This is a genomic window from Hoyosella altamirensis, from assembly GCF_014191505.1.
Lineage (GTDB): Bacteria > Actinomycetota > Actinomycetes > Mycobacteriales > Mycobacteriaceae > Hoyosella > Hoyosella altamirensis.
Window position 1 is genome coordinate 473,460 of the sequence record NZ_JACHWS010000003.1, and the last position, 23,467, is coordinate 496,926.

A 23,467-nucleotide genomic window follows, 5' to 3' on the forward strand; every position below is an offset into this window, starting at 1 on the left:
GGTCATCACTTTCCGCCGAGCGCCGCGGACACCACTGCCCGCGCCTCGGCCTGAATCTGAGATAAATGGTCGCGGTCTTTGAACGATTCCGCGTAAATCTTGTACACGTCTTCAGTGCCTGAAGGGCGCGCTGCAAACCAGCCCGAATCGGTGCACACTTTGAGCCCGCCAATAGGTTTTCCATTGCCGGGAGCCTCGGTGAGGATCGCCGTAATCGGCTCTCCCGCAAGTTCTGTGGCCGTCACCTGGTGGGGTGACAATTGTGCGAGCACATGCTTTTCTTCGCGCGTCGCCGGTGCGTCTGTTCGCTCGTACACAGGTTCACCATGCTTCGCGGTGAGGTCGGTGTAATGCTGGCTGGGGGTGCGGCCCGTTGCGGCCAGAATCTCCGCGGCCAGCAAGCAAAGCACGATGCCGTCCTTATCTGTCGTCCAGACTTTTCCGTCCTTGCGAAGGAACGACGCGCCTGCGCTTTCTTCGCCGCCGAAAAGGATTGACGAGTTCACAAGGCCCGGAACGAACCATTTGAACCCCACCGGAACTTCCACGAGAGGACGGCCGAGGTCCGCAACAACTCGATCGATCATCGATGACGACACGACCGTTTTACCTATACCGGCGCCTGCTGGCCAGCTCGGCCGGTGACGCACTAGGTAGTCGATAGCGACCGCGAGAAAATGGTTGGGGTTCATCAGACCAGCATCGGGGGTGACGATGCCGTGCCGGTCGGCGTCGGGGTCATTGCCCGTCGCGAGGTCGTAGTTCGCCCGCTGGTCGACGAGCGACGCCATCGCGTACGCCGAGGAGCAGTCCATGCGGATCTTGCCGTCCCAGTCCAAGGTCATGAACCCCCAGGCTGGATCGACCTCGGGCTGCACCACCGTCAGCGAAATATCGTGTCGCGCAGCGATTTCAGCCCAATAGTCGACGCTCGCGCCGCCGAGCGGGTCGGCACCTATCCGGATTCCGGAGTTTTTGATCTGTTCGAGATCGACAATCGCCGGAAGATCGCCGATGTAGCTGCCGCGGAAGTCATAGCGCTGCGTGGTCTCTGCCTCGAGGGCACGCTCATACGGCATGCGCTTCACTGAGCCAAGGTCGGTGAGCAGCTCGTTCGCTCGGTTCTCGATCCACCGCGTCGCGTCGGAGTCCGCTGGACCGCCGTGAGGCGGGTTGTATTTGTACCCGCCATCACCGGGCGGATTGTGCGACGGTGTTATCACCACGCCATCCGCCTGCGCCGATTTGCCGTTAGCTCCCCGCCCCGCGTTGTAGGTCAGAATCGCATGCGAGAGCGCGGGGGTGGGGGTAAAGCCGTCACGGTTGTCGACGAGCACGGTCACGCCGTTGGCAGCAAACACCTCCAGGGCGGTCTGAGCGGCGGGATCGGACAGGGCGTGCGTGTCCCGCCCCAAGAAGAGGGGGCCAGCGACACCCTCGCCTGCGCGGTACTCGCACAGTGCCTGGCTGACAGCGAGGATGTGCGCTTCATTAAAGGAGTTATTGGTACTGGAGCCGCGGTGTCCCGACGTTCCGAAGGCAACGCGCTGACCCGGTTCCGCCGGATCGGGTTTGTTATCAAAGTAGGCGCTGATCAGCGCGTTAACGTCGATGAGGTCCTCGGCGCGTGCATGTTCGCCCGCTCTCGGATGGATCGGCATGGCATTTCTCCTTGCACAGTCGGTTTCAGAGCCCTGAATCAGTCGGCTGCTGCTTTGCGACCACAACCACGCCACCCTTGCTCACTGTGTAGGTGGCACTGTCTTCCTCGAGATCAACACCGATCGTCGCGCCAGGCGGAACTACAACGTTCTTGTCGAGAATCGCGTTGCGCACGACTGCGCCCGCTCCGATCACGACATTGTTGAACAGCACTGAGCCGTCAACCTCTGCGCCCGGACCAATTCTGACATCCGGAGACACAAGTGACCTGTTCACACGCGCGCCCGCAAGGATTGCACCTGGCGCGAGGATCGTATTCTGAAGTTCAGGCGTATGACCGTGGGACGAAACCACTTTCGCGGGCGGCCGCGGAGATTGGTGGCTCAGGATCGGCCAGCGATAGTTGTACAGGTTGAAGCCCGGGTTGTCGGCAACGACGTCCATGCTCGCTGCGTAGTACGAGTCGATCGTGCCCACGTCCCGCCAGTAGCCGCGATCTTGGTCCGTGCTGCCGGGCACGTAGTTCGTCGCGAAGTCATACACGTAGGCGCTGCCCGAACTGACGAATGCCGGGATGATGTCGCCACCCATGTCGTGGCTCGATCCGATATTCGTTGCGTCACGTTTCACTGCGTCAACCAGTGCTTGAGTGGTGAAAACATAGTTGCCCATCGAGGCGTAGACCTCGTTTGGAGCGTCCGGCAAGCCAATCGCATCCGAAGGCTTCTCCCGGAACGCCGCGATCTTCTCGCCGGCCTGATCGGTTTCAATCACGCCGAACTGACTCGCCTCTTCAATCGGGACCCTGATCGCGGCCACAGTGGCCGCAGCACCCGACTCGACGTGCTCGGCGATCATGTCGCGCGGATCGATACGGTAGATATGGTCAGCGCCGAATACGGCCACATACTTTGGCCGCTCGTCGTAAATCAGATTGAGCGACTGATAGATCGCATCGGCGGAGCCCGCGAACCAGCGCGGCCCCGTCCGCTGTTGCGCTGGGACAGGCGCGACGAAGTCCCCCAGCATTGAAGGTAACCGCCAGGTCAGGGAGACATGCCTGTCGAGGCTGTGGGACTTGTATTGGGTGAGAACAACGATCTTCCTGATGCCCGCATTCACCAGATTAGAAAGTGCGAAGTCGATCAAACGGTACGTTCCGCCGAACGGAACAGCGGGTTTGGCTCGGTCGGCAGTCAGCGGCATCAGCCGCTTGCCCTCCCCACCTGCTAAAACAATGGCCAGGACGTCGCCGGTATCAATCAGCATTAGGTGCCTCCTCCCAGACCGGCACTGTCACTTGTGGTGAAAATGCCCATCGTGGGTGTTGTTTAAATTGTGGTACTCGTCACAATCTAACACCACGAGATTGGGGCGTCAGATCGCCGCCTTATTGCCCGAATTACTCGGCTACAACCACATACACACGGGCACCTTCGGGCGTGGCGTTGGACGCGTATTGACCACACCACGCGTCGGTAGTGCCCCCCATCACTCGGGCGTAACAGAACACAGGCAAACGTCTACTGTTTAGATATGGCTTCGAAACCCGTATGGCCGGGCTCGTCCTACCCGCTCGGCGCGTCCTACGACGGCGCCGGTACTAACTTTTCCCTATTTTCGGAGATCGCAGAAGCGGTCGACCTTTGTCTGATAGCGAAAGACGGCACCGAGGAACGCATTCGACTCGAAGAAGTCGACGGACACGTCTGGCACTGCTACGCGCCGTCCGTCAATCCCGGGCAGCGCTATGGATACCGCGTGCACGGACCCTTCGATCTCCCGGCGGGACATCGGTGCGACCCGGCGAAGCTTCTCCTTGATCCCTATGGAAAGGCCTTCACGGGGGATTTTGATGGGCATCTCTCGCTGCTTTCAGAGCGCGGATATGGTCTCGATTCACTCGGCCACACAATGACCTCCGTGGTCGTCAACCCGTATTTCGACTGGGCGAACGATCGACCGCCGAAGCGCCCCTACCACGAGACAGTGATCTATGAGGCGCACGTCAAAGGCATGACCGCGACCCACCCGGACGTGCCCGACGATCTGCGAGGGACCTACGCCGGCCTTGCGCATCCCGTCATCATTGATCACCTCACCCGCCTGGGTGTGACTGCGATCGAACTCATGCCGGTTCATCAGTTCCTGCAAGATCAAGTTCTGCGTGACCAGGGTCTGCGCAACTATTGGGGGTACAACACCTTCGGATTTTTCGCGCCGCACCACGAATATGCTGCGGGCGCGAAGCCGGGGGCTGGGGTGGCAGAGTTCAAAACGATGGTGAAGGCGTTCCACGAAGCAGGCATCGAAGTCATTCTCGACGTGGTGTACAACCACACCGCAGAAGGCAACCATTTTGGCCCCACGATCAACTTCCGCGGCATCGACAACGCAGCCTACTACCGCCTGCTCGACGACGACCGTCGCTACTACAAGGACTACACGGGCACCGGCAACAGCCTCAATGTCCGTAACCCCCACACACTGCAATTGATCATGGACTCACTCCGCTACTGGGTTCTGGACATGCACGTTGACGGTTTCCGGTTCGATCTTGCCGCGACGCTCGCGCGGGAACTTCACGACGTCGACCGCCTCAGCGCATTTTTCGATCTCGTGCAGCAAGATCCTGTCGTCAGCCAAGTGAAGCTCATCGCCGAACCTTGGGATATCGGCGAAGGCGGCTACCAGGTCGGCAACTTCCCCGGCCTCTGGTCCGAATGGAACGGTAAGTACCGCGATACTGTCCGAGATTACTGGCGTGGTGAACCCGCCACACTTGGGGAATTCGCGTCGCGCCTCACTGGATCGTCAGACCTCTACGAGACCACTGGCCGCCGCCCCCACGCCAGCATCAACTTCATCACTGCCCACGACGGCTTCACGCTGAACGATCTCGTCTCCTACAACGAGAAGCACAACGACGCCAACGGCGAGAACAACCAAGATGGGGAGAGCCACAACCGCTCATGGAACTGCGGAGCCGAAGGCCCCACAGACGATCCCGAGATCCTCGCCCTGCGCGCGCGTCAACGCCGAAATCTGCTGACAACACTGCTCCTCAGCCAGGGTGTTCCCATGCTGCTCCACGGCGACGAAATGGGCCGCACCCAACAGGGAAACAACAACGTCTATTGCCAGGATTCAGAACTGGCGTGGATGGACTGGTCACTCGCCGACGAAAACCGGGACCTCGTGGAATTCACCGCGCAAATCATCGCCTTGCGCAAAGCCCACCCGGTGTTCCGGCGGAGGCGGTTCTTCGAAGGACGTCCCATCCGGACCGGCGACCAGACCCGAGACATCGCGTGGCTCACACCCACCGGGGACGAAATGACCCTCGAGGACTGGGATAGCGGGTTCGGCAGGGGACTCGCAGTCTTCCTCAACGGAGAAGGTATCCACGAACCAGACCAGCGTGGCCACCGCATCGTCGACGATTCGTTCCTGCTCTGTTTCAACGCGCACCACGAACCTCTCGACTTCATCACTCCAGACGGCAAGTACGCAAAGGAATGGGAGGTTGTCGTTGATACAAACCTCGAATCCCCAGCCGATATGAGAGCGATCGAACCCATTACGGCTGGAAAACCGATCACTGTGGAAGCTCGCGCGATGGCGGTGCTGCGGAAAGCGAAAAGCTCGTGATCACCTCCACATACCGGCTGCAGCTGCGCGCTGCGACCGCTCTGTCTGCGGGTTTCACATTTCACGACGCTGCTGGGCTGGTTCCGTACCTCCGTGAGCTCGGTGTGAGCCACCTCTACCTCTCACCGTTCCTCACCGCCGTCGATGGTTCAGCCCATGGCTACGACGTCGTAGACCCCGGTTCGGTCGCCCATGTCCTGGGCGGACGCGAGGGGCTGCAGTGCCTCGCTGATGAGGCTCACGCGGCGGGACTCGGACTGATCGGCGATATCGTCCCGAACCACATGGGGGTCGCTAAACCGGCCAGCAATCGGTGGTGGTGGGATGTCCTCACGCACGGGCGAGAGTCTCGCTACGCAGCCTACTTCGACATCGACTGGGACTCGGATCCCGAAGGCCGGCTTCGGCTTCCAGCTCTCGGAAACATCAGCGAGCTCGAGCATCTTGAACTCGACGGCGACGTGCTTCGGGTCCATGGTGTCGAGTATCCCGTGGGCCCCGGGACACACGGCGGTACCGCGCATGCGGTGCACGATCGGCAGCTTTATCGCCTGATCGACTGGCGCGACGGTCCGAACTTCCGCCGCTTTCTCGGAATCAACGAACTGGCAGCACTTCGGCAGGAAGAGAAACGAGTCTTTGAGGCTACCCACCAGCTAATCGGAGAGCTGACTGCGGAAGGTGTGCTTGACGGTGTACGAGTCGACCACCTCGATGGCCTCGCCCGGCCAGAACAATACATCCACTGGCTTCGCGATCTGCTCGGCGCGGACAAGCTACTCGTCGTGGAGAAAGTGATCGGCAGCAACGAAGAACTCGACCCACAACTGCCAGTTGACGGCACCACGGGGTACGAAACGCTGCGCGAGATCGGCGGTGTCTTCAACGATCCAGGCAGTGCCGATGCTCTTCAGCAGCTCGCGCACGAATTCACTGGCAGCAGTTGGGATGCGGGGGCAATCGCCACCGCGACGCGCGAACTGAAAATTGCCGCTGCCGCTGGTCCGCTCAAACCTGAACTCAACCGGGTGAGCCGTGCTGTCAGCACCACCGAATCGGATCTCAGCGCGACTACGGAAGCCATCATCGAGACGATCGCTGAGCTTCCTGTCTACCGCGCGGATTCCAGCGATCATTTCGCTCACCTGACGAGCGCCCTCAACACTGTCACCGCGCGCGGAGCTGAAATTGGCGCGGCGGCGCAGAAGCTTCGGGCGTCCCTCGACGAGCCAGAGATACTCAGCCGTTTCAGTCAGCTCAGCGCGGGCGCAATGTCCATCGCGACAGAAGGCCCCCTCGCGTACCGGGCAACTCGGCTCATCTCGCTCCTCGAGATGGGCGGAGACCCGAGCCGCCTAGCGACGGCCAGTGATGAGCTCCATGCGTTCTTTAAGCGCACCGCGGAAACGTGGCCCCGCACGATGACGACCCTTTCAACGCACGACGCGAAGCGCGGCGAGGATGTGCGGGCCAGAATCAGCGTTCTCACTCAGTTCCCCGAACAGTTCGGGGAACTCGCCCGTGCCTGCGACGCAGTTCAGCCTGCCCCTGACCGCGCGACCGGCTACTTTCTGCTGCAGAACATCATCGGCGTCTGGCCAGAAGCTGGTCCGCCCTCCCCTGCCCTTCGCGATCGTCTCGCTGACTTCGCCGTCAAAGCGGCCCGTGAAGCGGGAATTCGCTCGGGGTGGGGCACGCCGGATTCGGATTTCGAAGACTCGCTGATCAACTGGATCGGGGAGATCTGCGACGGCAGCTCCGCCGCGCTCATCAGTTCGTTTGTCGCTCGGATCAGCCCGCACGCGCACGCCGTGTCGCTAGGGCAGAAACTGTTCCAGCTCGCCGGTCCCGGCATTCCCGACGTGTACCAGGGCACTGAAATGTGGGAGGACTCGCTCACCGATCCGGACAACCGTCGTTTCGTCAGTTACCCCCGGTTCGACTTCGCGCTCCGCCAAGTCAGCCGGGTGCCTCCCTCATCGAGCGAACCTGCATGGCTCACGAAACTACGACTGGTTCGGGAGACACTGAAGCTGCGGCGCGAGCGGCCCGCCGCGTTCATCGGCGGCGGCTACGCACCGGTGGCGCCTGATCAAACATTCGTGGCAGGCTTCAGCCGGTCACGACCAGAGCAGCCTCCCGAGATCGTCGCAATCGCAGCTCGGTTTACCGCGGTTCGGTCACAGCAAGATTGGGCAGACACCACGATCACGCTTCCTGCTGGCGCATGGACGGATAGGCTCACAGGGATCGACCACACAGGCACGGTCGACGCGCCAACCCTCCTAGGGACCTACCCAGTCGCGCTGCTCTCGCAGTCCTAGACCCATCGGCCCTAACTGCCGTTGCTCACAAGTTCTGCCTGGGCCGACGATTCGGACTCCTCGTCGACAATTTCTGGCTCATCCTCGTCGTGCGCAGGGCGCGGCACCGGCTGGCTTCCGGAGGTCATCGACGTCAGATCTTCGAGCTGCGACTCCAGGTACGCCTTAAGCCGCACCCGATACTCACGCTCGAATGTGCGGAGCTGATCGATCCGCCCTTCAAGTACGCGGCGCTGCTCATTTATCGCACCCAAGATCTCTGTGTGCTGACGCTCGGCATCAGACTGGAGCGACTCCGCACGTTCCTGAGCAGCGGATAGTTCACCGTCGCCCTTCTCACGCGCGGCCGTGACGATCGTCTCTGCCTTCTCGCGGGCATCCTTCACCATCGCAGCGGACTTATCGCGCGCTTCGGTGAGCATCGTCTTGGACTTTTCCTTCGCGTCCGTCAGCGTCGAATCCGCTTCCTGACGAGCATCAGACGTCAGACGATCAGCCATCTCCTGCGCGAGGCCGATGATCTTCGCTGCCTGAGCGCTGGCCGCCTCACCAGAGCCCTCGTGCTTGTTAACGTTCGCCAGCTTCGATTCGAGTTCGGTAACGCGCTCACGCAGATCACCATTCTCGTCAGCTAAGCGTGCAAGTTCCTGCTCAACAAGATCGAGAAAGACGTCGACTTCGTCTTCGTCGTAACCCCGCTTACCAAGCGACGGCTTTTTGAACGCCACATTGTGGACGTCCGCCGGAGTCAGACGCATGTCTCCCTAACCTTCCTCACAGGTCTGTTGCACAACGCACTTATCGGACCCAACCCTACGCGTTGCTCGCAATGATGCCGCCAATGACACTCTGCACCACCATGATTCCGATCAGCAGGATGAGGACAGACAGATCCAGCCGTACCGACCCTAAAGGGATCGGTGGAATGAACTTCCGGAGGAACTTAATCGGCGGATCTGTGATGGTGAAGATGAACTCCAGGATGACAACAATCGCGCCCGTGGGATGCCAATCCCGCGCGAACATCCGGATGAACTCGATGACCACCCGCGCGATGAGGAAAAGCGAGTAGAAGAACAGAAGATTCGAGATCACTACAAGGATCAGCACTCTGCCACTCTGCCTGACTTCACGAGAAGGTTCAAACCCGCCAGCGCTTCGCAAGCGCCAGCATCGCCCGCCGCCCTATGCGGCGGACAATGAGGAATCAACGGGCCTGATAGAACCCGGTTTCTGCGATGCGACGACGATCTTCGGCCGAGACATCGATGTCAGCTGGTGACAGCAAGAACACCTTGGACGCCACCTTCTCAAAGCTGCCGTTCAGCGCAAAGGCGCATCCTGCAGCAAAGTCGACCAATCGCTTCGCATCCGCGCCTGGCATGTCATTGAGGTCCATGATCACAGGTACGCCTTCGCGGAACTGTTCACCGATGGTGCGCGCCTCACTGTAGTCGCGCGGACGGAGCGTGGTGATCTTGCCCAACTGGCTGCCTTCCTCCATAACGGCCGCAGGACGGCGGTCCGGGCCTCCCTCGTGCCGATCAACGCGTGGCGCCCGCTGCAGTGGCTGCCTGAGTGGTGCGCGGCCAAAGTCCTCAGGAGCTGGTCCAGGCTGCGGGCCACGGGCTGCACGGGGGTCCACGCCGAAGCGGTCGCGGTCGAAACCCTCACGGTCGAAACCATCACGCTCGTACCCATCCCGGTCAAAACCGCCGCGCGGGTAGTCGTCGCGCTCACCCCGACGGGGTGGTACGTACGTACCAGGACGATAGCCCGGCATCTCCTCATCGCGGCGCATGCGTCCGCGAGGGTGCTCAGGCTCATCAAGGTAGTCGTCCTCATACTCCGCGGGCGGTACTAGCGCGAAGTACTCCTTGATCTTCTGCAGAGTGCTCATAGATGACCTTCCTTGGCAGGGGCGAAAAGGCTGTGTCGGGATAGGTGGATGTAGTCCGCGCATTTGGGTGTTCGGGCAGTTCACCATCGTTCAATTACGGCGAGGTTATCGTTCTGAGACCCAACAATGCGGTACCGACACGCACGCAGGTAGAGCCGTGTCGCACAGCGATTTCCGCGTCACCCGACATTCCGGCCGAAAGCTCCACTGCGGAAGGGAACCGCGCCACAAATCGTTCATGGATGGCACCGAGTTCTGCGAACGCTTCTTCCGGCACCGCACTGAGCGGTGGGACACACATCAAGCCCGCCAGTCTCAGCCCCTTCGCCCCGGCAACCTGCTCGCCAAGAGCTTCCAGTTCGCTCGGGGGCGCTCCCCCGCGCTGCTCATCCTGATCAAGACTGACTTGCAGGTAGATCGAGAGGTCTGACACTCGGTCGCCCCTCTCCAGTGCGGACTGGACCCCACGCTCGAGCGCCGTGACGAGCTTGCTGCTGTCGACTGACTGCACTGAACTTGCCCAGCGCGCGATTCCACTCGCTTTCTTGCGCTGCAATCGGCCGATCATGTGCCACCGCACGTCAGCGCCTGGCTCGAGTTCCGCAAACGCCTCCACCTTGGCTGCTGCCTCCTGCGCGCGTGCCTCACCGAAGTGACGGAAGCCAAGGCGATAAAGGATCTGCACGTCGCTGGCGGGAAAGAATTTCGTCACCGGAAGTAGCTCGACTTCCCGCTCGGCTCTGCCAGCCGCACTGCACGCATCACGAAGCCGGTCACGCTGAGCAGTGACGGCATCGGCGATCTCCCGAGCGCGCGCAGTACTCAATACATCATCCACAGTTACTCCGTCATCCAGATCAGCGACGCGAACCGCCCCGTGGGCGCAGTGCGGCGGTGACTGTACAACGTTGGATCCTCGATCGTGCAACGGGGGTCTTGCCGGATCTCGCGAATCCCGAAACTTCTCAGTTGCCGCTCCAGTCCGGCGGGCAGGTCGATCGATGGGGTACCGGACCGAGTCGTCGATGAACTCCGCGGCAGGTGCCGCTCTACGTCTGCACGCATCTCATCAGGGACCTCGTAACACCGGCCACACGCCGATGGACCGAGAAGAACAGTGATACGGCCAGGGTCTGCCCCCATGCTGGCCATCTGGCCGATCACTGCCTTCACGACCCCGTTCTTCGCGCCGACCCTTCCGGCATGCGCGGCCCCTATCACACATGCCGTTTCATCGGCGAGCAGCACTGGCACGCAATCAGCGGTCAATACTGCGAGAACGAGGCCGGGCTTCGCGGTGACAACCGCATCGGTTTCGGTAAGTGGCTCCGAAGAAGGGCGCTCGACTACTGCGACTTGCGTGCCATGCACCTGGTCCATCCAGATCACACGATCGCCGCCCACGCCGAGGTCCGCAGCGAGCCGCCGGCGGTTCTCCGCAACAGCGTCCGGTGCGTCACCGACGTGAACGCCGAGGTTGAGGGAGTCGTAAGGGGGTTGGGAGATGCCGCCCGACCGTGTAGTGATCTTCCACCGAACTGGCATCTCGCCCCCCCTAATCAACTCCCCCGATTATCGCCCGATGAAGGGCCATAATCGTTACCGCATAAACGGCGGAACGTCGAAATCGTCGTCGAAATCGTCGTTGTAGCGGCCGCGGCCCTGTCCAGATCCTGCGGGTACTTGATCGGGCCGGGAGGGGGCATCCCCGCGACGACCATTACCTGCTGGGATTGGAGGCAAATCACCGCTGAAGCGGTTGCGAGAGGATGAAAACTCGCGTCCTGCAGGAGCCTCAGGAGCGGCGCGCCGGGTGTTCTCAGGTGCAGGGCGTGAGGCCGCCTGTCGTGTGGGCTCACGCCGCTCGTCACGAATGTTCCGGGCCGGTGGGGCTCCATCGAAGCCTGCGGCGATGACCGTGACCCGAACCTCGTCGCCGAGGGAGTCGTCGATCACTGTTCCGAAGATGATGTTCGCATCGACGTGAGCAGCTTCTTCAACCAGGCTTGCCGCGTCATGAATCTCGAACAGACCGAGATCAGAGCCACCGGCGATGGACAGGAGCACACCGTGCGCACCGTCCATGGATGCCTCGAGCAGTGGTGAATTGATCGCCGCCTCAGCTGCCTTGACAGCGCGACCCTCACCCCGGGATGAACCGATACCCATTAGCGCGGTACCCGCTCCGGACATCACACCCTTGACGTCGGCGAAGTCGACGTTGATGAGACCCGGAGTGGTGATCAGGTCAGTGATGCCCTGCACACCATTGAGGAGAACCTCGTCTGCTGAGCGGAAGGCATCCATGAGGCTGACTGCTGCGTCACCGAGCTGCAGCAGGCGGTCATTCGGGATGACAATGAGCGTGTCGCAGGACTCGCGCAGTGAGGCGATACCAGCCTCCGCCTGACCTCCGCGGCGCTTGCCCTCAAAAGAGAACGGCCGGGTGACAACACCGACTGTCAGCGCGCCGAGCTTTCGAGCGATGCTCGCAACCACCGGGGCGCCTCCGGTACCCGTACCGCCGCCCTCCCCGGCGGTAACGAAGACCATGTCTGCGCCTTTGATGACTTCTTCAATTTCGTTCTTATGATCTTCCGCAGCTTTGCGGCCGACTTCGGGGTCTGCACCTGCGCCGAGACCTCGTGTGAGTTCACGACCCACATCGAGTTTCACGTCAGCGTCGCTCATCAGCAACGCTTGCGCATCCGTGTTGATCGCGATGAACTCAACACCTTTGAGTCCCGCTTCGATCATTCGGTTTACTGCGTTGACCCCACCGCCGCCGATGCCGACGACTTTGATAACGGCGAGGTAGTTGTGCGGGGGCGTCATGGGCTCTCGCCTTCCATGTGTCTTGCTCTACCAGCGTTCTTTGTGGACCTTCGGGGGCCGGGAACTCGAACCCTAAACTCTAAACCTCAACCACAGGGTTAGAGTTATGTCAAGTACCTGACTGCTCGGAAACGCTAGGCATGACGCAAGACGATCTCCATTAGGCGCGCCGAGACTGCACAGTTATTTCTTCTTCGCGAAACGTTGACCGTGTCGTGCTGCGTGGAAGCGTCAGCGGATTGTTGGCAGATCTGGACTCGACACGTCGTAAACCTGCCCCGGCTGCGTGAGGAGAGCGTTCGCGACTCTGGCTTTACGCTCAGTGCCTTCTGAGCTGCCCCAGATTACGGTGCGACCGTCCTCAAGCAGTAAACGCACGTCGGCAGGCGACTCGGCACTGACCTCCACGACTTGCTCACGCATTTCGGGTGCGAGCGAGGAAAGCACAGAGAGCGCGGACCTAGTCGCGGAGTCGTCCGCTCCGGGTTCGTCAACTACCAGCCGGGGAACGCCAGGGGGCGGCGGTTCGATCGCGTAAGTTACCGCGTCTAAATCCATTAGATGGGGCCCAGCCGGATTGTCGTAGAACACTGCGGCAACACGCTCAGTGACCAGGATTCGCAGCGTTGACGGATAACTGCGCTTCACCGCCACCTCTGCAACCTTGGGCAGTTCCGCCACACGAGATGCGATATCGTGCGTGCTTACCTGCAGCAGTGGCGTTTCAGGTGCAACATCGACGACCGCGCGAACCATCTCATCTGGAACTGTCGGGCCGGTTTCGACATCGATGCTGCGGACTGCCAGTACAGGCGTGAAGTAGGCCGCCGCGCCAACTCCAGCAACTGCCGACACTGCGAGCACGATGATCAGGATCATTTTGACGCGCGCCAGCCGAGGCCGTCCCTCTCGTGGATTCCGCTGCTGTCGCCGTGGTCGCTGGGCTGTTCTCGAGCTCACCTGCTACCCCGAGTTTCCCCGGGTGTTTGACGCTCCTGGACGCAAATGGTTCCGTTTCGCGCGCAGGGCATCCAGAATCGATGGGCCCAGCATTGTGACATCGCCTGCCCCCATCGTGAGGACAACATCCCCAGCGCTAGCCAGCTTCGCCACCTGACGCGGAAGCTCTGACACATCAGGCTGGAAATACGCGGGCTTCGCCACCTGACGTGCAATGAGTTCACCGGTAACGCCCGGTACCGGCTCTTCCCTGGCACCGTAAACATCGAGGACGATGATTTCGTCAGCGATGCCAAGCGCAGCAGCGAACTCCGACGCGAAGGTCTGCGTGCGCGAGTACAAGTGCGGCTGGAACACGACTACCACCCTGCCCTGTGGTGTCTCAGGGTCGGCCGCGTGCTCCTGCGCCACCATGTCCTGCGCGGTGGACAGAACTGCCCGAACCTCAGTGGGGTGGTGCGCATAGTCGTCAAACAGGCGTACCCCGGCTTCACGCCCGGTGTACTGGAAGCGGCGGCGCACACCGCCGAACCCCTCAAGACCCTCGAGAATTTCGTCGGTATACGCCCCGACCTCACGCGCCGCAAGGAACGCTCCGAGTGCATTCAGTGCCATGTGCCGTCCAGGTACTGCGAGCCGCATGGCTCTGGGACTGTGCTCACCCGCGATATGGATCTGGCCAGCGCCACCACCATCACGCGCTTCCCAGTTGATGAGCCGCACACCGAGTTCAACTCCAGTCGGCACCGTTTCGCCAGAACCGTAACCAACGACCCTGATTCCCCGTGCCGCGGCGCGTTCCGCGAAGGCGGCGGCGCCAGCATCGTCAAGGCACACAACCATGAGGCCGCCGGGCTGCATACGACCGGCGAAGTCGTCAAAAATCCGCACGTAGGCCTCAGCGGAGCCGAAGTAGTCAAGATGGTCCGCTTCGATGTTAGTCACGATGGCCACGCCTGGCTCGTAGCGCAGCAGAGAACCGTCACTTTCATCAGCTTCCGCCACGAACACCTCACCAGTGCCATGGTGCGCGTTGGTGCCAGCTTCGTTGAGCTCACCGCCAACCGCGAATGACGGATCCAGTTTGCAGTGCTGCAGCGCAACGACCAGCAGCGACGTTGTCGAAGTCTTTCCATGTGTACCCGAAACGAGGACGGGTGTGCTCCCCCGCATCAATGTGGCCAAGACGTCGGGGCGGTAACTCGTCGGAATTCCGCGTTGCTGCGCTTCGACCAGTTCGGGGTTGGTCTTCGGAATCGCGCTCTGGGTGCTCACCACCATCGTGGGGCCACCATCGATAAGATCCAGAGCAGCGGCATCGTGCCCAACCCGCACTTCAGCGCCGCGCGCACGCAAATCGAGCAGGACCCGGCTATCTTTCGCATCTGAACCGGAGACAGCACCTCCACGAGCCATCAAAATGCGGGCGATGCCCGACATCCCAGCGCCACCAATGCCAATCATGTGGACGCGCCGCAGTTCGGGAGGAAGGTCAGTGGGACTATCGAGACTCTGTTCGGTCACGCGCGGTCTCCTCTCGCGACATCCATCACGATCTTCGCTACCTCAGCAGCCGCGGACCGGTGCCCGGCATCGGCTGCGTTCTCGCTCATTCGCCGCAACCGGTCCTTATCCTGCAACATTGGAATGATCGTATCGACCACCCGCGTTCGAGACAGATCGCCATCAGACACGATGATCCCCCCGCCTGCCGCGACGACAGGCCTGGCATTGAGTTCTTGTTCCCCATTGCCATGCGGCAGTGGGACATACACCGCCGGCAAGCCGACCGCCGAAACCTCAGCGACCGTCATTGCCCCTGACCGGCACACCACCGCGTCCGCAGCGGCATAAGCAAGGTCCATCCGGCTCAAGTACGGCACAGCCACGTAGGGCGGGCCGCTATCCACGTCCGGCACATCGAGAGAGTTCTTTGGCCCGTGGGCGTGCAACACCCCAATACCTGCTGCCGCGAGGTCCGGAGCCGCAGCAGAGACCGCTTCATTGAGTGATCGTGCGCCCTGTGAACCGCCGAAGACCAGAAGCGTTGTCGCTTCCGGATCAAGTCCGAAGCTCTCCCGCGCTTGCCCTCTTAGTGCGACGCGGTCGAGACCGGTGATTGCCGCCCGGACGGGAATTCCGACCATCTCCCCATTCGGTAGTCCGGATTCTGGAAACGCTGTCAGAACACGTGACGCGCGCCGGGCTCCGACCTTATTCGCGAGACCTGCGCTCGCGTTTGCTTCGTGTACAACAATGGGAATACGACTACGGCGACGTAGAAATCCGGGACCTGCGGCGAGATAAGCAGGCAGCGACACGTAACCGCCGAAACCAATGATCACATCGGCCTCTACCTTGTCGAGTACCGCCCGCGTCTGTTTAACAGCCTGGCGCACGCGACGCGGCAGGCCGAGCATTTGACGAGACGGTTTTCTCGGCAGCGGCACCGGCGGGATGAGTTCCAGGGCATATCCACGCTCCGGAATGAGCTTCGTTTCGAGACCACGTTCGGTTCCCAGCGCAGTGATCCGGACATTTGGGTCGATGCTGCGCAGGGCGTCAGCGACCGCCATCGCTGGCTCGATGTGGCCAGCAGTCCCGCCACCGGCCAGCACGACCGAAACCGGTCGGCCTCTGGACTCTGTCACTCCCACGCACCCCTATCACCTAGTTCACGACCACGCCTGAAATCCCGGTTATCTCCGGAATCGCCCGCCGTGCCCCGGGTAGCGTGACCGATTGCCGTCTGAGCTCCGATTCTGCTGACTGCGGCGGGCTCCACGACCTTCATCAATACCACTGTTGCCTGTGCTGCGACGCCCACGGGTACGGTACTCACGTTCGGGTGGAACTGGCGCTGGAGAACCGTAGGCAGCTGTGGGTGCCCGGCCACCAGGATAGGGCCGCTGCCCCCCGGCTCGTCCATAATCCCACGACTCGGCCGCACGCACATCACCATATGAGTGCGCCGCGTAGGAAGCACCACGGGGAGGCGCGCTGCGACTGGGTTTCGCTGGCACGTACTTTTCCGGATCGGGCAAGCGCAAAAAGCGGGAGAGTCTGCTCTTCTTCGGCGCGGACCGCAAGGCCGCGATCGCCTCAGGTTCGTGCCGAGCCGCATTCGCGATGACCCCCAGCATGTACAGAGTCATCACGGCTGAAGTCCCGCCGGACGACACCAGGGGCAGTTGCAGGCCAGTGACGGGCAGCAGACCGACGACGTAACCCAAGTTGATAAAAGATTGCCCGATTACCCAAACCGTTGAAGTCGCGACGAAGATTCTAAGAAACGGGTCGACCGATCTCGTGGCGATACGCAACCCGGTGTACGCGAACAGTGCAAACAAGCCAAGAACTGCCACGCAGCCGAGGAATCCGAGTTCCTCACCGATGATCGCGAAAATGAAGTCGTTGTGCGCTTCAGGCAGGTACGCCCATTTCGCGCGACTTTGTCCGAGGCCGACTCCCCAGAAACCACCATCGGCGAGCGAGAACTTCGCCTGTCTCGCCTGATAACTAGCACCGAGGGGATCGTCGTCTGAGTTGAAGAAGGCCCGCAGTCGCTGGGACCTGTAGCCTTCCGCGACCGCCATAACTGCGGCAACCGACATCGCCGCGCCCACACCAACAACGAAGAATCCCAGTGGCAGTCCCGCGAACCACAAGAGCCCTAAGAGGATGAAGAAAAGCACGACCAGGGTGCTGTAATCCGGCTGCATCGCCACGAGATAAAAGACCACGAGTGCGCCCGGCAGCAGCGGAATCAGCATGTCGCGGATGCTCCGCGTACGCACAGCCCGGTCACCAAGCAACACAGCGCCCCACATCGCGAGCGTGATCTTGACGAGTTCCGAGGGCTGGAACGCGAATCCAGCGAAATGGAACCAGCTGCGACTGCCATTGACGAGCACGCCGATCCCCGGTATCAGCACGAGCACGAGCAGCACGCAGGATGCCAGGAAGGCGACGAGTGCAAATCTGCGAAAGACGCGGATAGGTGTCCGTAATGCCAGGTAAAACATGATCCAGCCGGCTGTGATGAACATCAGCTGGCGGAAGAACATGGAGTACGCCGAGCCTGAGCGGCCGATCTCGGACACGCTCGACGCCGACAGCACCATCACCAGGCCGAGAATCGACAGCAGTGCAGAGATCGACAGGATCAGGTGAAACGACGCGAGTGGGCGGTTCAGCCACGCGCCGAACCTGGCAGCCACAGCAGTGCGCCACCCGGCAAACCCGCCAACAGCACGGGCCATCAGTCCGCAACACCCTTCACGCCAGGGAGTGGCGGACTTCCGAGCGCTGCCACGGCATGAGCGAAACTGCGACCGCGATGGCCATAATCGCGGAACATGTCGAGCGACGCTGCTGACGGCGCCAGCAGCACTGTGTCTCCCGGCTGCGCGAGGGCGGCAGCCGCGTTAACCGCCCGCGCCATAACCGCGTCTGCGAGGTCGATGTCCGCGGCTGCGGCGTACCTCTTCTCCTGCGCTGTCGAAGGGGTGCCAGCGCGTCCGCTCTGGATCGTCGTCACTGTCACTGACCTATCGTCGCCTGCGAACACCTCGACGACAGGAACATCCGGCGCGTGTCGCGCTAATGTCTGCGCGATCACCCCGCGATCCGCGCCGATGAGGACCGCCGCCACCAGCTGGTCGCGCACGTCGGCAACGAGTTCCTCGACATTGGCGCCTTTGAGCAGACCTCCCGCGAGCCACACCACACGCGGATACGTCGAGATCGACGCGAGCGCGGCGTGGGGGTTGGTCGCTTTCGAATCATCGACATACGTGACCCCGCCAAGCGACGCCACCTTGGCATTGCGGTGGGGGCCAGTCTCATGGGTGCGCAGGCCCTCTGCCACCGCTTCTGGACTTACGCCGATTCCTCGGGCCAGTGCTGCCGCGGCAAGTCCGTCGAGCAGGCCCGGCCGGCCTCCTGGCCGCACCTCATCCGCCTTCACGAGGCGGACGCCTGCAGCATCGCCGAATGCGCGATCAACCAGGTAGCCGTCCGCCACGCCGAACTCGTTGGGCCCGGGGACGCTCAAGCGAAATCCGATCGTCCGTGCTGCCATCGACCTGCTCGCCAGTTGCGATGCAACGGGATCATCTAATCCCAGCACGCCGATCCGGCCCGTGAGGACCTGAAGCTTCGCCGCGACGTAAGCATCCATGCTGCCGTGCCAATCGAGGTGATCCTCAGCAATGTTCAGGATCACTCCTGCTTCCGGGGTTACTGACGGTGCCCAGAAGAGCTGGAACGACGACAGTTCGATGGCGAGTACATCAATTCGGGCTGACGGATCAGAGCGATCAGTGTCGCACCCTGCCATCATCGCGTCCAGGATCGGGCGCCCGATGTTCCCGCATGCTGCACTCTTCAGCCCAGCTGCACGGAGAATCGAGTTCAGCATGGTGGTGGTTGTTGTCTTGCCGTTGGTTCCAGTGACGGCAAGCCACCGCCGCGGCGGACCGAAGATTCCGGCTTGGTCAAGCCGCCAGGCGAGTTCCACATCTCCCCAGACCGGGATCCCGTTGCGTGCTGCTTCCGCTAACAGAGCGGCGTCTGGCCGCCATCCCGGGCTCGTCACGACGAGGCGGATGCCGTCAAAAACATCCCTCCCCGGCTGTAGGGCGGGCTCCAGCAGAATGCCGCGAGCCCCCTGTTTGATCGCCGGTTCGAGCGCATGCTCACGCGTATCGGCGACGACCGCGCGCGCACCGATCGCGTTCAGCGCACGCACCGTCGCGAGGCCGGAAACCCCCGCTCCTGCGACCAGTACCTCACTTCCTGCGAAGTCGTGCGGTCGCGGTGCGGGCGCAGCGCCAGCCGTCACGAGACGCCCCCCGATGCGGCGAGCCACTCACCGTAGAACAAGCCGACACCGAGCGCACAGGCAATCGCTGTGAGCAGCCAGAATCTGATGATAACCGTGGTTTCCGCCCAGCCACCGAGCTCGAAATGGTGGTGGAACGGCGCCATTCGGAACACACGCCGCCCGGTTGTGCGGAACACAGCTATCTGGATGACGACGGAGAGGAACTCGGCGACAAATATCGCGCCCACGACGATCATCAGAAGCGCGGTCTGCGTGGTCAGTGAGACGCCTGCGATCAGTCCGCCCAGAGCGAGCGACCCTGTGTCGCCCATGAAGATCTTTGCCGGCGCGGCGTTCCACCACAGGAAGCCAACACACGCACCGGCGGCCGCGGCACACAAGATTGCGATGTCAAGCGGATCGCGGACGTGATAGCAGCCGGGCACAAAGTCTGCCTGGCACGAGTTCCGGTACTGCCAGAACGTAATGATGACGTATGCCCCGACGACGAGACCGGTGGTACCTGCCGCAAGCCCATCAAGCCCATCGGTGAAGTTGACAGCATTGGACCACGCCGTCACGACGAGGTACACGAAGATCATGAACACGATCACGCCCATTGAGATGGTCGTGATGTCACGGACGTAGGACAGGTGCGGGCTGCCTGGCGTCAGGTCGTCCTGATTACGGAACTGCAAGAGCAGACCACCGAAAACCAGAGCGGCAACCAGTTGCCCTACGAGCTTTGACGTCTTGTTGAGACCGAGATTGCGCTGCTTCCGAATCTTGATGAAGTCATCGAGGAAACCCACACCGGCGAGCATCGTGGTGAGACCGAGCACGAGCATTCCGGACGCCGTCGGCCCTTCGCCATCGATGCCCATCCCTACCAGGTGTGAACCCCAGTAACCCGCCCAAATGCCGGCAAGTATCGCGACGCCGCCCATAGACGGGGTGCCACGCTTGGACTGGTGTGACTGAGGCCCCTCGACACGGATCTCTTGACCGAAACCTTGCTTCGAGAAAACGCGGATCAGCACTGGGGTTAGGAGAATCGACACCGCAAGCGCGAAGCCCCCAGCGTAGAGAACCTGCGTCATTGGATGCTCTCCGTCCTCGTCGCAGTGCTGTCGGTGCTGTCGGTGCTGTCGGTGCTGTCAGTGCTGTAACCGCCAGCGAGTAGCGCCTCCGCGACAGTCCACAGACCTACTGATTGTGATGCCTTCACGAGCACGACGTCTCCGGGGCCCACCTCGGCGGTCAGCGCCGCGATCGCCGCCTCGGCGTCCGGTACGAGCACCGACTCGTTGTCCCAGGACCCTTCCATCACAGCCCCTTGGTGCATTGCATGTGATGGCCGCCCAGTCCCGACCACCACAAGCCGATCGACGAGCAGCCGTACAGCCTGCCTGCCGATACCGTCGTGCTCAACCACCGAGTTTTCGCCTAACTCAGCCATTTCCCCCAGGACCGCCCAGCACCGACGTGACGGCTTCCCGGATCGAGCCATAGTCACCAGCGCCTTGAGCGCAGCTTTGACTGAGTCAGGGTTCGCGTTGTAGGAGTCATTGATCACGGTGACGCCATCAGTTCTGGTTCTGACGTCCATCCGGCGCGCTGACACGGCCTTGGCCCCACCGAGAGCAGCCGAGATCTGGTCCACTGTGGCGCCACATTCCAGTGCTACCGCGGCCGCGCACAGCGCATTGGTTACCTGATGCTCGCCGTGTACCGCGAGCGTCACCTCGGTGACGCCCTGCGGAGCTGTTAGCGTGAACGATGCACGAGCCTGATCATCGAGGCGAACGTCGGTGGCACGCACATGAGCGTTCCCGGACTGTCCAACAAACACCACACGAGCAGTTGTTCGTTTCGCCATCGCAGCGACAAGCGGATCATCGGCGTTCAAGATCGCAACGCCTCCGGCGGCCGCATCAGGCAGCGACTCCACAAGTTCACCCTTGGTAGCCGCGATTACCTCCCTGCTACCAAACTCTCCGAGATGCGCGGTCCCCACATTGATCACCACCCCGATACGGGGTGGCGCCGTCGCTGCCAGAGCCGCAATGTGCCCGGGACCGCGTGCGGACATTTCGAGGACGAGGAACTGCGTACCGATACCGGCACGCAGTGCAGTCCAGGGGTGGCCGATCTCGTTGTTGAACGAGCCGGGCGGGGCAATCGTTGACCCGAGTGGTTTAAGGACGGAGGCGATCAGGTCCTTCGTCGACGTCTTACCTGCTGAGCCTGTCACGCCAACCACCGTGAGGCCATGCTGTTCAGTGAGAACGTCAACGCTTGCGCGGGCGAGTTTTGCGAGTGCAGCAAGCACTGCGGCACCGGATCCATCGGCATCATGCTCGAGTGCCATCGCGGTGCCCTGCCAGGCCGAATCCTGCTCCGCTATCGGAGGGACCACAACAGCCGGCACCCCGACTGGGCGGGCCGCCAGGATCGCGCATGCTCCCGCATCCACGGCTGCCTGCGCATAATCGTGCCCGTCCGCCTGTGCCCCTGGCAACGCCAGGAAGAGTCCTCCGGCCGTTACCTTGCGTGAATCGAACTCCACAGTGCCCGTGACGACCGCGTTCTCGTCCGGCACGTCATGGAGCGTCGCTCCCGTGAGATCCGCTATCTCACGCAGTGTCATGGCGATCACTCAGTTACCTCGCTCCTCAGCGCAGCATCAATGGCGTCGGCAAGGATGAGCCGATCGTCGAATGGATGCTTCACACCTCTTATCTCCTGCCCGGTCTCGTGGCCTTTCCCCGCCACGAGAACCACATCATCGCCAACTCCATGGGCGGCCACCCACTCGACAGCGACTCGGATAGCCTTCGCGCGGTCGCCGATCTCCTGGATTTCTGCGCGTTCAGCCTCGGGTACACGTCGCGCGCCAGCGAGCATTTCCGCTCGTATCACCGATGAGTCCTCATCACGAGGATTGTCATCGGTGATGATCACAACGTCACTACCCCTCGCGCTCGCCTCACCCATCGGCTCGCGTTTACCCGTATCGCGATTGCCGCCTGCTCCAATTACCAGCGCGATCTTGCCGCGGGCCTGGGCACGCAAAGTGGCGAGCACGGCCTCCACTGCGCCTGGCTTGTGGGCGTAGTCCACGACCGCCAAGAAAGGCTGCCCGCGGTCGATACGTTCCACGCGCCCAGGAACCTGAACATCCGCGAGGCCTCGTGCCGCTCGGATTGTGTCCGAACCAGCCGCGTCGAGGATCGCGAGCGCCAAGAGGGAATTCGCGACGTTGTATCTGCCTGGCAGCCGGACTGTCACGTCATACTGACGACCGTCACTTCGTTCTGCTGTAAAGACCTGCACTCCGGTACTAACGACTTGAGCGCTGCGGGCGAGCCACTGAGCGGGATGACCATCGGCGGATACCGTCACGACGTCGCCAGCAGCACAGCCCGCCATCCGGCGGCCCCAGTCATCATCGACGCAGATGACTGCGCGTTCGCATTTCACGCGTGATTCTGCGACAAACAGACGCGCTTTCGTGTCGAAGTAATCCTCCATGTCGCGGTGGAAGTCGAGATGATCTTGCGAAAGGTTCGTGAAACCGCCCACCGCGAAGTGGCATCCGTCAACGCGGCCGAGCGCGAGCGCGTGGCTCGACACTTCCATCACCACAGAGTCGATTCCCCGCTCCGCCATGACAGCGAGCAAAGCCTGCAACTGCGGAGCTTCGGGCGTGGTCAGTGCGCTCGGAATCGGTTTTCCGTCGATGCGAGTTTCTACGGTGCCAATAAGTCCTGCGCGCCGCCCGGCACTCACAAGACCACCTTCGATGAGGTATGCCGTTGTCGTCTTCCCTGACGTCCCCGTGATCCCGATCAGCTGAAGTTTGTCCGACGGGTTTCCGTAGATGCGAGCGGCGGTATCGCCCAGAATCCGCCGGGGCTCCTCATGCACAAGAACCGGCACCTGGATGTCACTACTGACGTGCGCTAGGCCGGCCTCATCCGTGAGGATGGCGGCCGCGCCGCGTTCGAGCGCCGCCGGAATGAACGAAGCTCCGTGTGCCCGCGCGCCAGGAAGCGCGGCGAAGAGGTCGCCGACTACGACATGCTGGGCTCGCAGCTCCACACCTGACACCGTCTTCGCCTCGACAGGCGGTCCCGCAGCAGCACGCGCACCCGATAAGACAAGCAGCTCGGAAAGCGAGGCGGGAGGCAGGGTCGACGGCCGCGGAGACGAAGGCTCCTCCCCTGGTCCGCCCGCTGCCTGTCCGATTGGCACCAGTCCACTCCTCTCCCACTTCGCTGCAGCACCCCACATTTTTGCAGCCCC

18 protein-coding genes are annotated in these 23,467 nt (G+C 61.9%); 2 read left to right on the forward strand and 16 right to left on the reverse strand.

Annotated elements, in window-relative coordinates; genetic code table 11:
- Positions 1 to 5 precede the first annotated feature (5 nt).
- Positions 6 to 1,661, reverse strand: coding sequence for a phosphoglucomutase (alpha-D-glucose-1,6-bisphosphate-dependent) (gene pgm / locus FHU29_RS16265; RefSeq protein ID WP_064439176.1), 1,656 nt, complete (start codon positions 1,659 to 1,661; stop codon positions 6 to 8).
- A gap of 25 nt (positions 1,662 to 1,686) precedes the next feature.
- Positions 1,687 to 2,931, reverse strand: coding sequence for a glucose-1-phosphate adenylyltransferase (glgC, locus tag FHU29_RS16270; RefSeq protein ID WP_064439177.1), 1,245 nt, complete (start codon positions 2,929 to 2,931; stop codon positions 1,687 to 1,689).
- A gap of 267 nt (positions 2,932 to 3,198) precedes the next feature.
- Between glgC and glgX the strand changes: the two genes are divergently transcribed.
- Together glgX and treY are read left to right on the forward strand one after the other, a co-directional pair.
- Positions 3,199 to 5,313, forward strand: a complete 2,115-nt coding sequence (glgX, locus tag FHU29_RS16275) for a glycogen debranching protein GlgX (RefSeq protein WP_064439178.1) — start codon at positions 3,199 to 3,201, stop codon at positions 5,311 to 5,313.
- On the forward strand, positions 5,310 to 7,637 hold the full coding sequence (gene treY, locus FHU29_RS16280; RefSeq protein WP_064439179.1) for a malto-oligosyltrehalose synthase: 2,328 nt from the start codon (positions 5,310 to 5,312) through the stop codon (positions 7,635 to 7,637). Before glgX ends, treY begins: the two co-directional genes overlap by 4 nt.
- Before the next feature lie 11 nt (positions 7,638 to 7,648).
- Here treY and FHU29_RS16285 read toward each other — a convergent pair whose 3' ends face one another.
- The 14 genes from FHU29_RS16285 to FHU29_RS16350 all read right to left on the reverse strand — a co-directional run bounded on the left by FHU29_RS16285 (position 7,649) and on the right by FHU29_RS16350 (position 23,416).
- Positions 7,649 to 8,395: a DivIVA domain-containing protein gene (locus FHU29_RS16285; protein WP_064439180.1), complete on the reverse strand. Its 747-nt coding sequence runs from the start codon at positions 8,393 to 8,395 to the stop codon at positions 7,649 to 7,651.
- 55 nt (positions 8,396 to 8,450) lie between these two features.
- Positions 8,451 to 8,747 (reverse strand): YggT family protein, encoded by a 297-nt coding sequence (locus FHU29_RS16290; RefSeq protein WP_013806135.1) that lies wholly within the window; start codon positions 8,745 to 8,747, stop codon positions 8,451 to 8,453.
- Positions 8,748 to 8,844: 97 nt separating this feature from the next.
- Positions 8,845 to 9,537, reverse strand: a complete 693-nt coding sequence (locus tag FHU29_RS16295) for a cell division protein SepF (RefSeq protein WP_064439181.1) — start codon at positions 9,535 to 9,537, stop codon at positions 8,845 to 8,847.
- Positions 9,538 to 9,631: 94 nt separating this feature from the next.
- A complete protein-coding gene (locus tag FHU29_RS16300; protein ID WP_183377590.1) occupies positions 9,632 to 10,375 on the reverse strand; it encodes a YggS family pyridoxal phosphate-dependent enzyme in 744 nt (247 codons plus the stop codon).
- 2 nt (positions 10,376 to 10,377) lie between these two features.
- Complete coding sequence (gene pgeF / locus FHU29_RS16305) at positions 10,378 to 11,082, reverse strand: peptidoglycan editing factor PgeF (RefSeq protein ID WP_064439182.1); 705 nt, start codon at positions 11,080 to 11,082, stop codon at positions 10,378 to 10,380.
- A 54-nt stretch (positions 11,083 to 11,136) separates the two neighbouring features.
- The gene (gene ftsZ / locus FHU29_RS16310) at positions 11,137 to 12,372 is read right to left on the reverse strand and encodes a cell division protein FtsZ (RefSeq protein WP_064439183.1); all 1,236 of its coding nucleotides are present in this window, start codon (positions 12,370 to 12,372) and stop codon (positions 11,137 to 11,139) included.
- Positions 12,373 to 12,603: 231 nt separating this feature from the next.
- Positions 12,604 to 13,251, reverse strand: a complete 648-nt coding sequence (locus FHU29_RS16315; RefSeq protein WP_083962161.1) for a cell division protein FtsQ/DivIB — start codon at positions 13,249 to 13,251, stop codon at positions 12,604 to 12,606.
- 84 nt (positions 13,252 to 13,335) lie between these two features.
- Positions 13,336 to 14,796 (reverse strand): UDP-N-acetylmuramate--L-alanine ligase, encoded by a 1,461-nt coding sequence (gene murC / locus FHU29_RS16320; protein WP_064439474.1) that lies wholly within the window; start codon positions 14,794 to 14,796, stop codon positions 13,336 to 13,338.
- 56 nt (positions 14,797 to 14,852) lie between these two features.
- Positions 14,853 to 15,989 (reverse strand): undecaprenyldiphospho-muramoylpentapeptide beta-N-acetylglucosaminyltransferase, encoded by a 1,137-nt coding sequence (gene murG / locus FHU29_RS16325; RefSeq protein ID WP_083962162.1) that lies wholly within the window; start codon positions 15,987 to 15,989, stop codon positions 14,853 to 14,855.
- 42 nt (positions 15,990 to 16,031) lie between these two features.
- Positions 16,032 to 17,594, reverse strand: coding sequence for a putative lipid II flippase FtsW (gene ftsW / locus FHU29_RS16330; RefSeq protein WP_064439186.1), 1,563 nt, complete (start codon positions 17,592 to 17,594; stop codon positions 16,032 to 16,034).
- Positions 17,594 to 19,177: a UDP-N-acetylmuramoyl-L-alanine--D-glutamate ligase gene (gene murD / locus FHU29_RS16335; protein WP_064439475.1), complete on the reverse strand. Its 1,584-nt coding sequence runs from the start codon at positions 19,175 to 19,177 to the stop codon at positions 17,594 to 17,596. The genes ftsW and murD overlap by 1 nt, the downstream gene beginning before the upstream one ends.
- On the reverse strand, positions 19,174 to 20,259 hold the full coding sequence (gene mraY / locus FHU29_RS16340; protein ID WP_064439187.1) for a phospho-N-acetylmuramoyl-pentapeptide-transferase: 1,086 nt from the start codon (positions 20,257 to 20,259) through the stop codon (positions 19,174 to 19,176). The genes murD and mraY overlap by 4 nt, the downstream gene beginning before the upstream one ends.
- On the reverse strand, positions 20,256 to 21,818 hold the full coding sequence (locus FHU29_RS16345) for a UDP-N-acetylmuramoyl-tripeptide--D-alanyl-D-alanine ligase (protein ID WP_064439188.1): 1,563 nt from the start codon (positions 21,816 to 21,818) through the stop codon (positions 20,256 to 20,258). The genes mraY and FHU29_RS16345 overlap by 4 nt, the downstream gene beginning before the upstream one ends.
- A complete protein-coding gene (locus FHU29_RS16350) occupies positions 21,815 to 23,416 on the reverse strand; it encodes a UDP-N-acetylmuramoyl-L-alanyl-D-glutamate--2,6-diaminopimelate ligase (RefSeq protein WP_064439476.1) in 1,602 nt (533 codons plus the stop codon). The genes FHU29_RS16345 and FHU29_RS16350 overlap by 4 nt, the downstream gene beginning before the upstream one ends.
- Between the last annotated feature and the right edge of the window lie 51 nt (positions 23,417 to 23,467).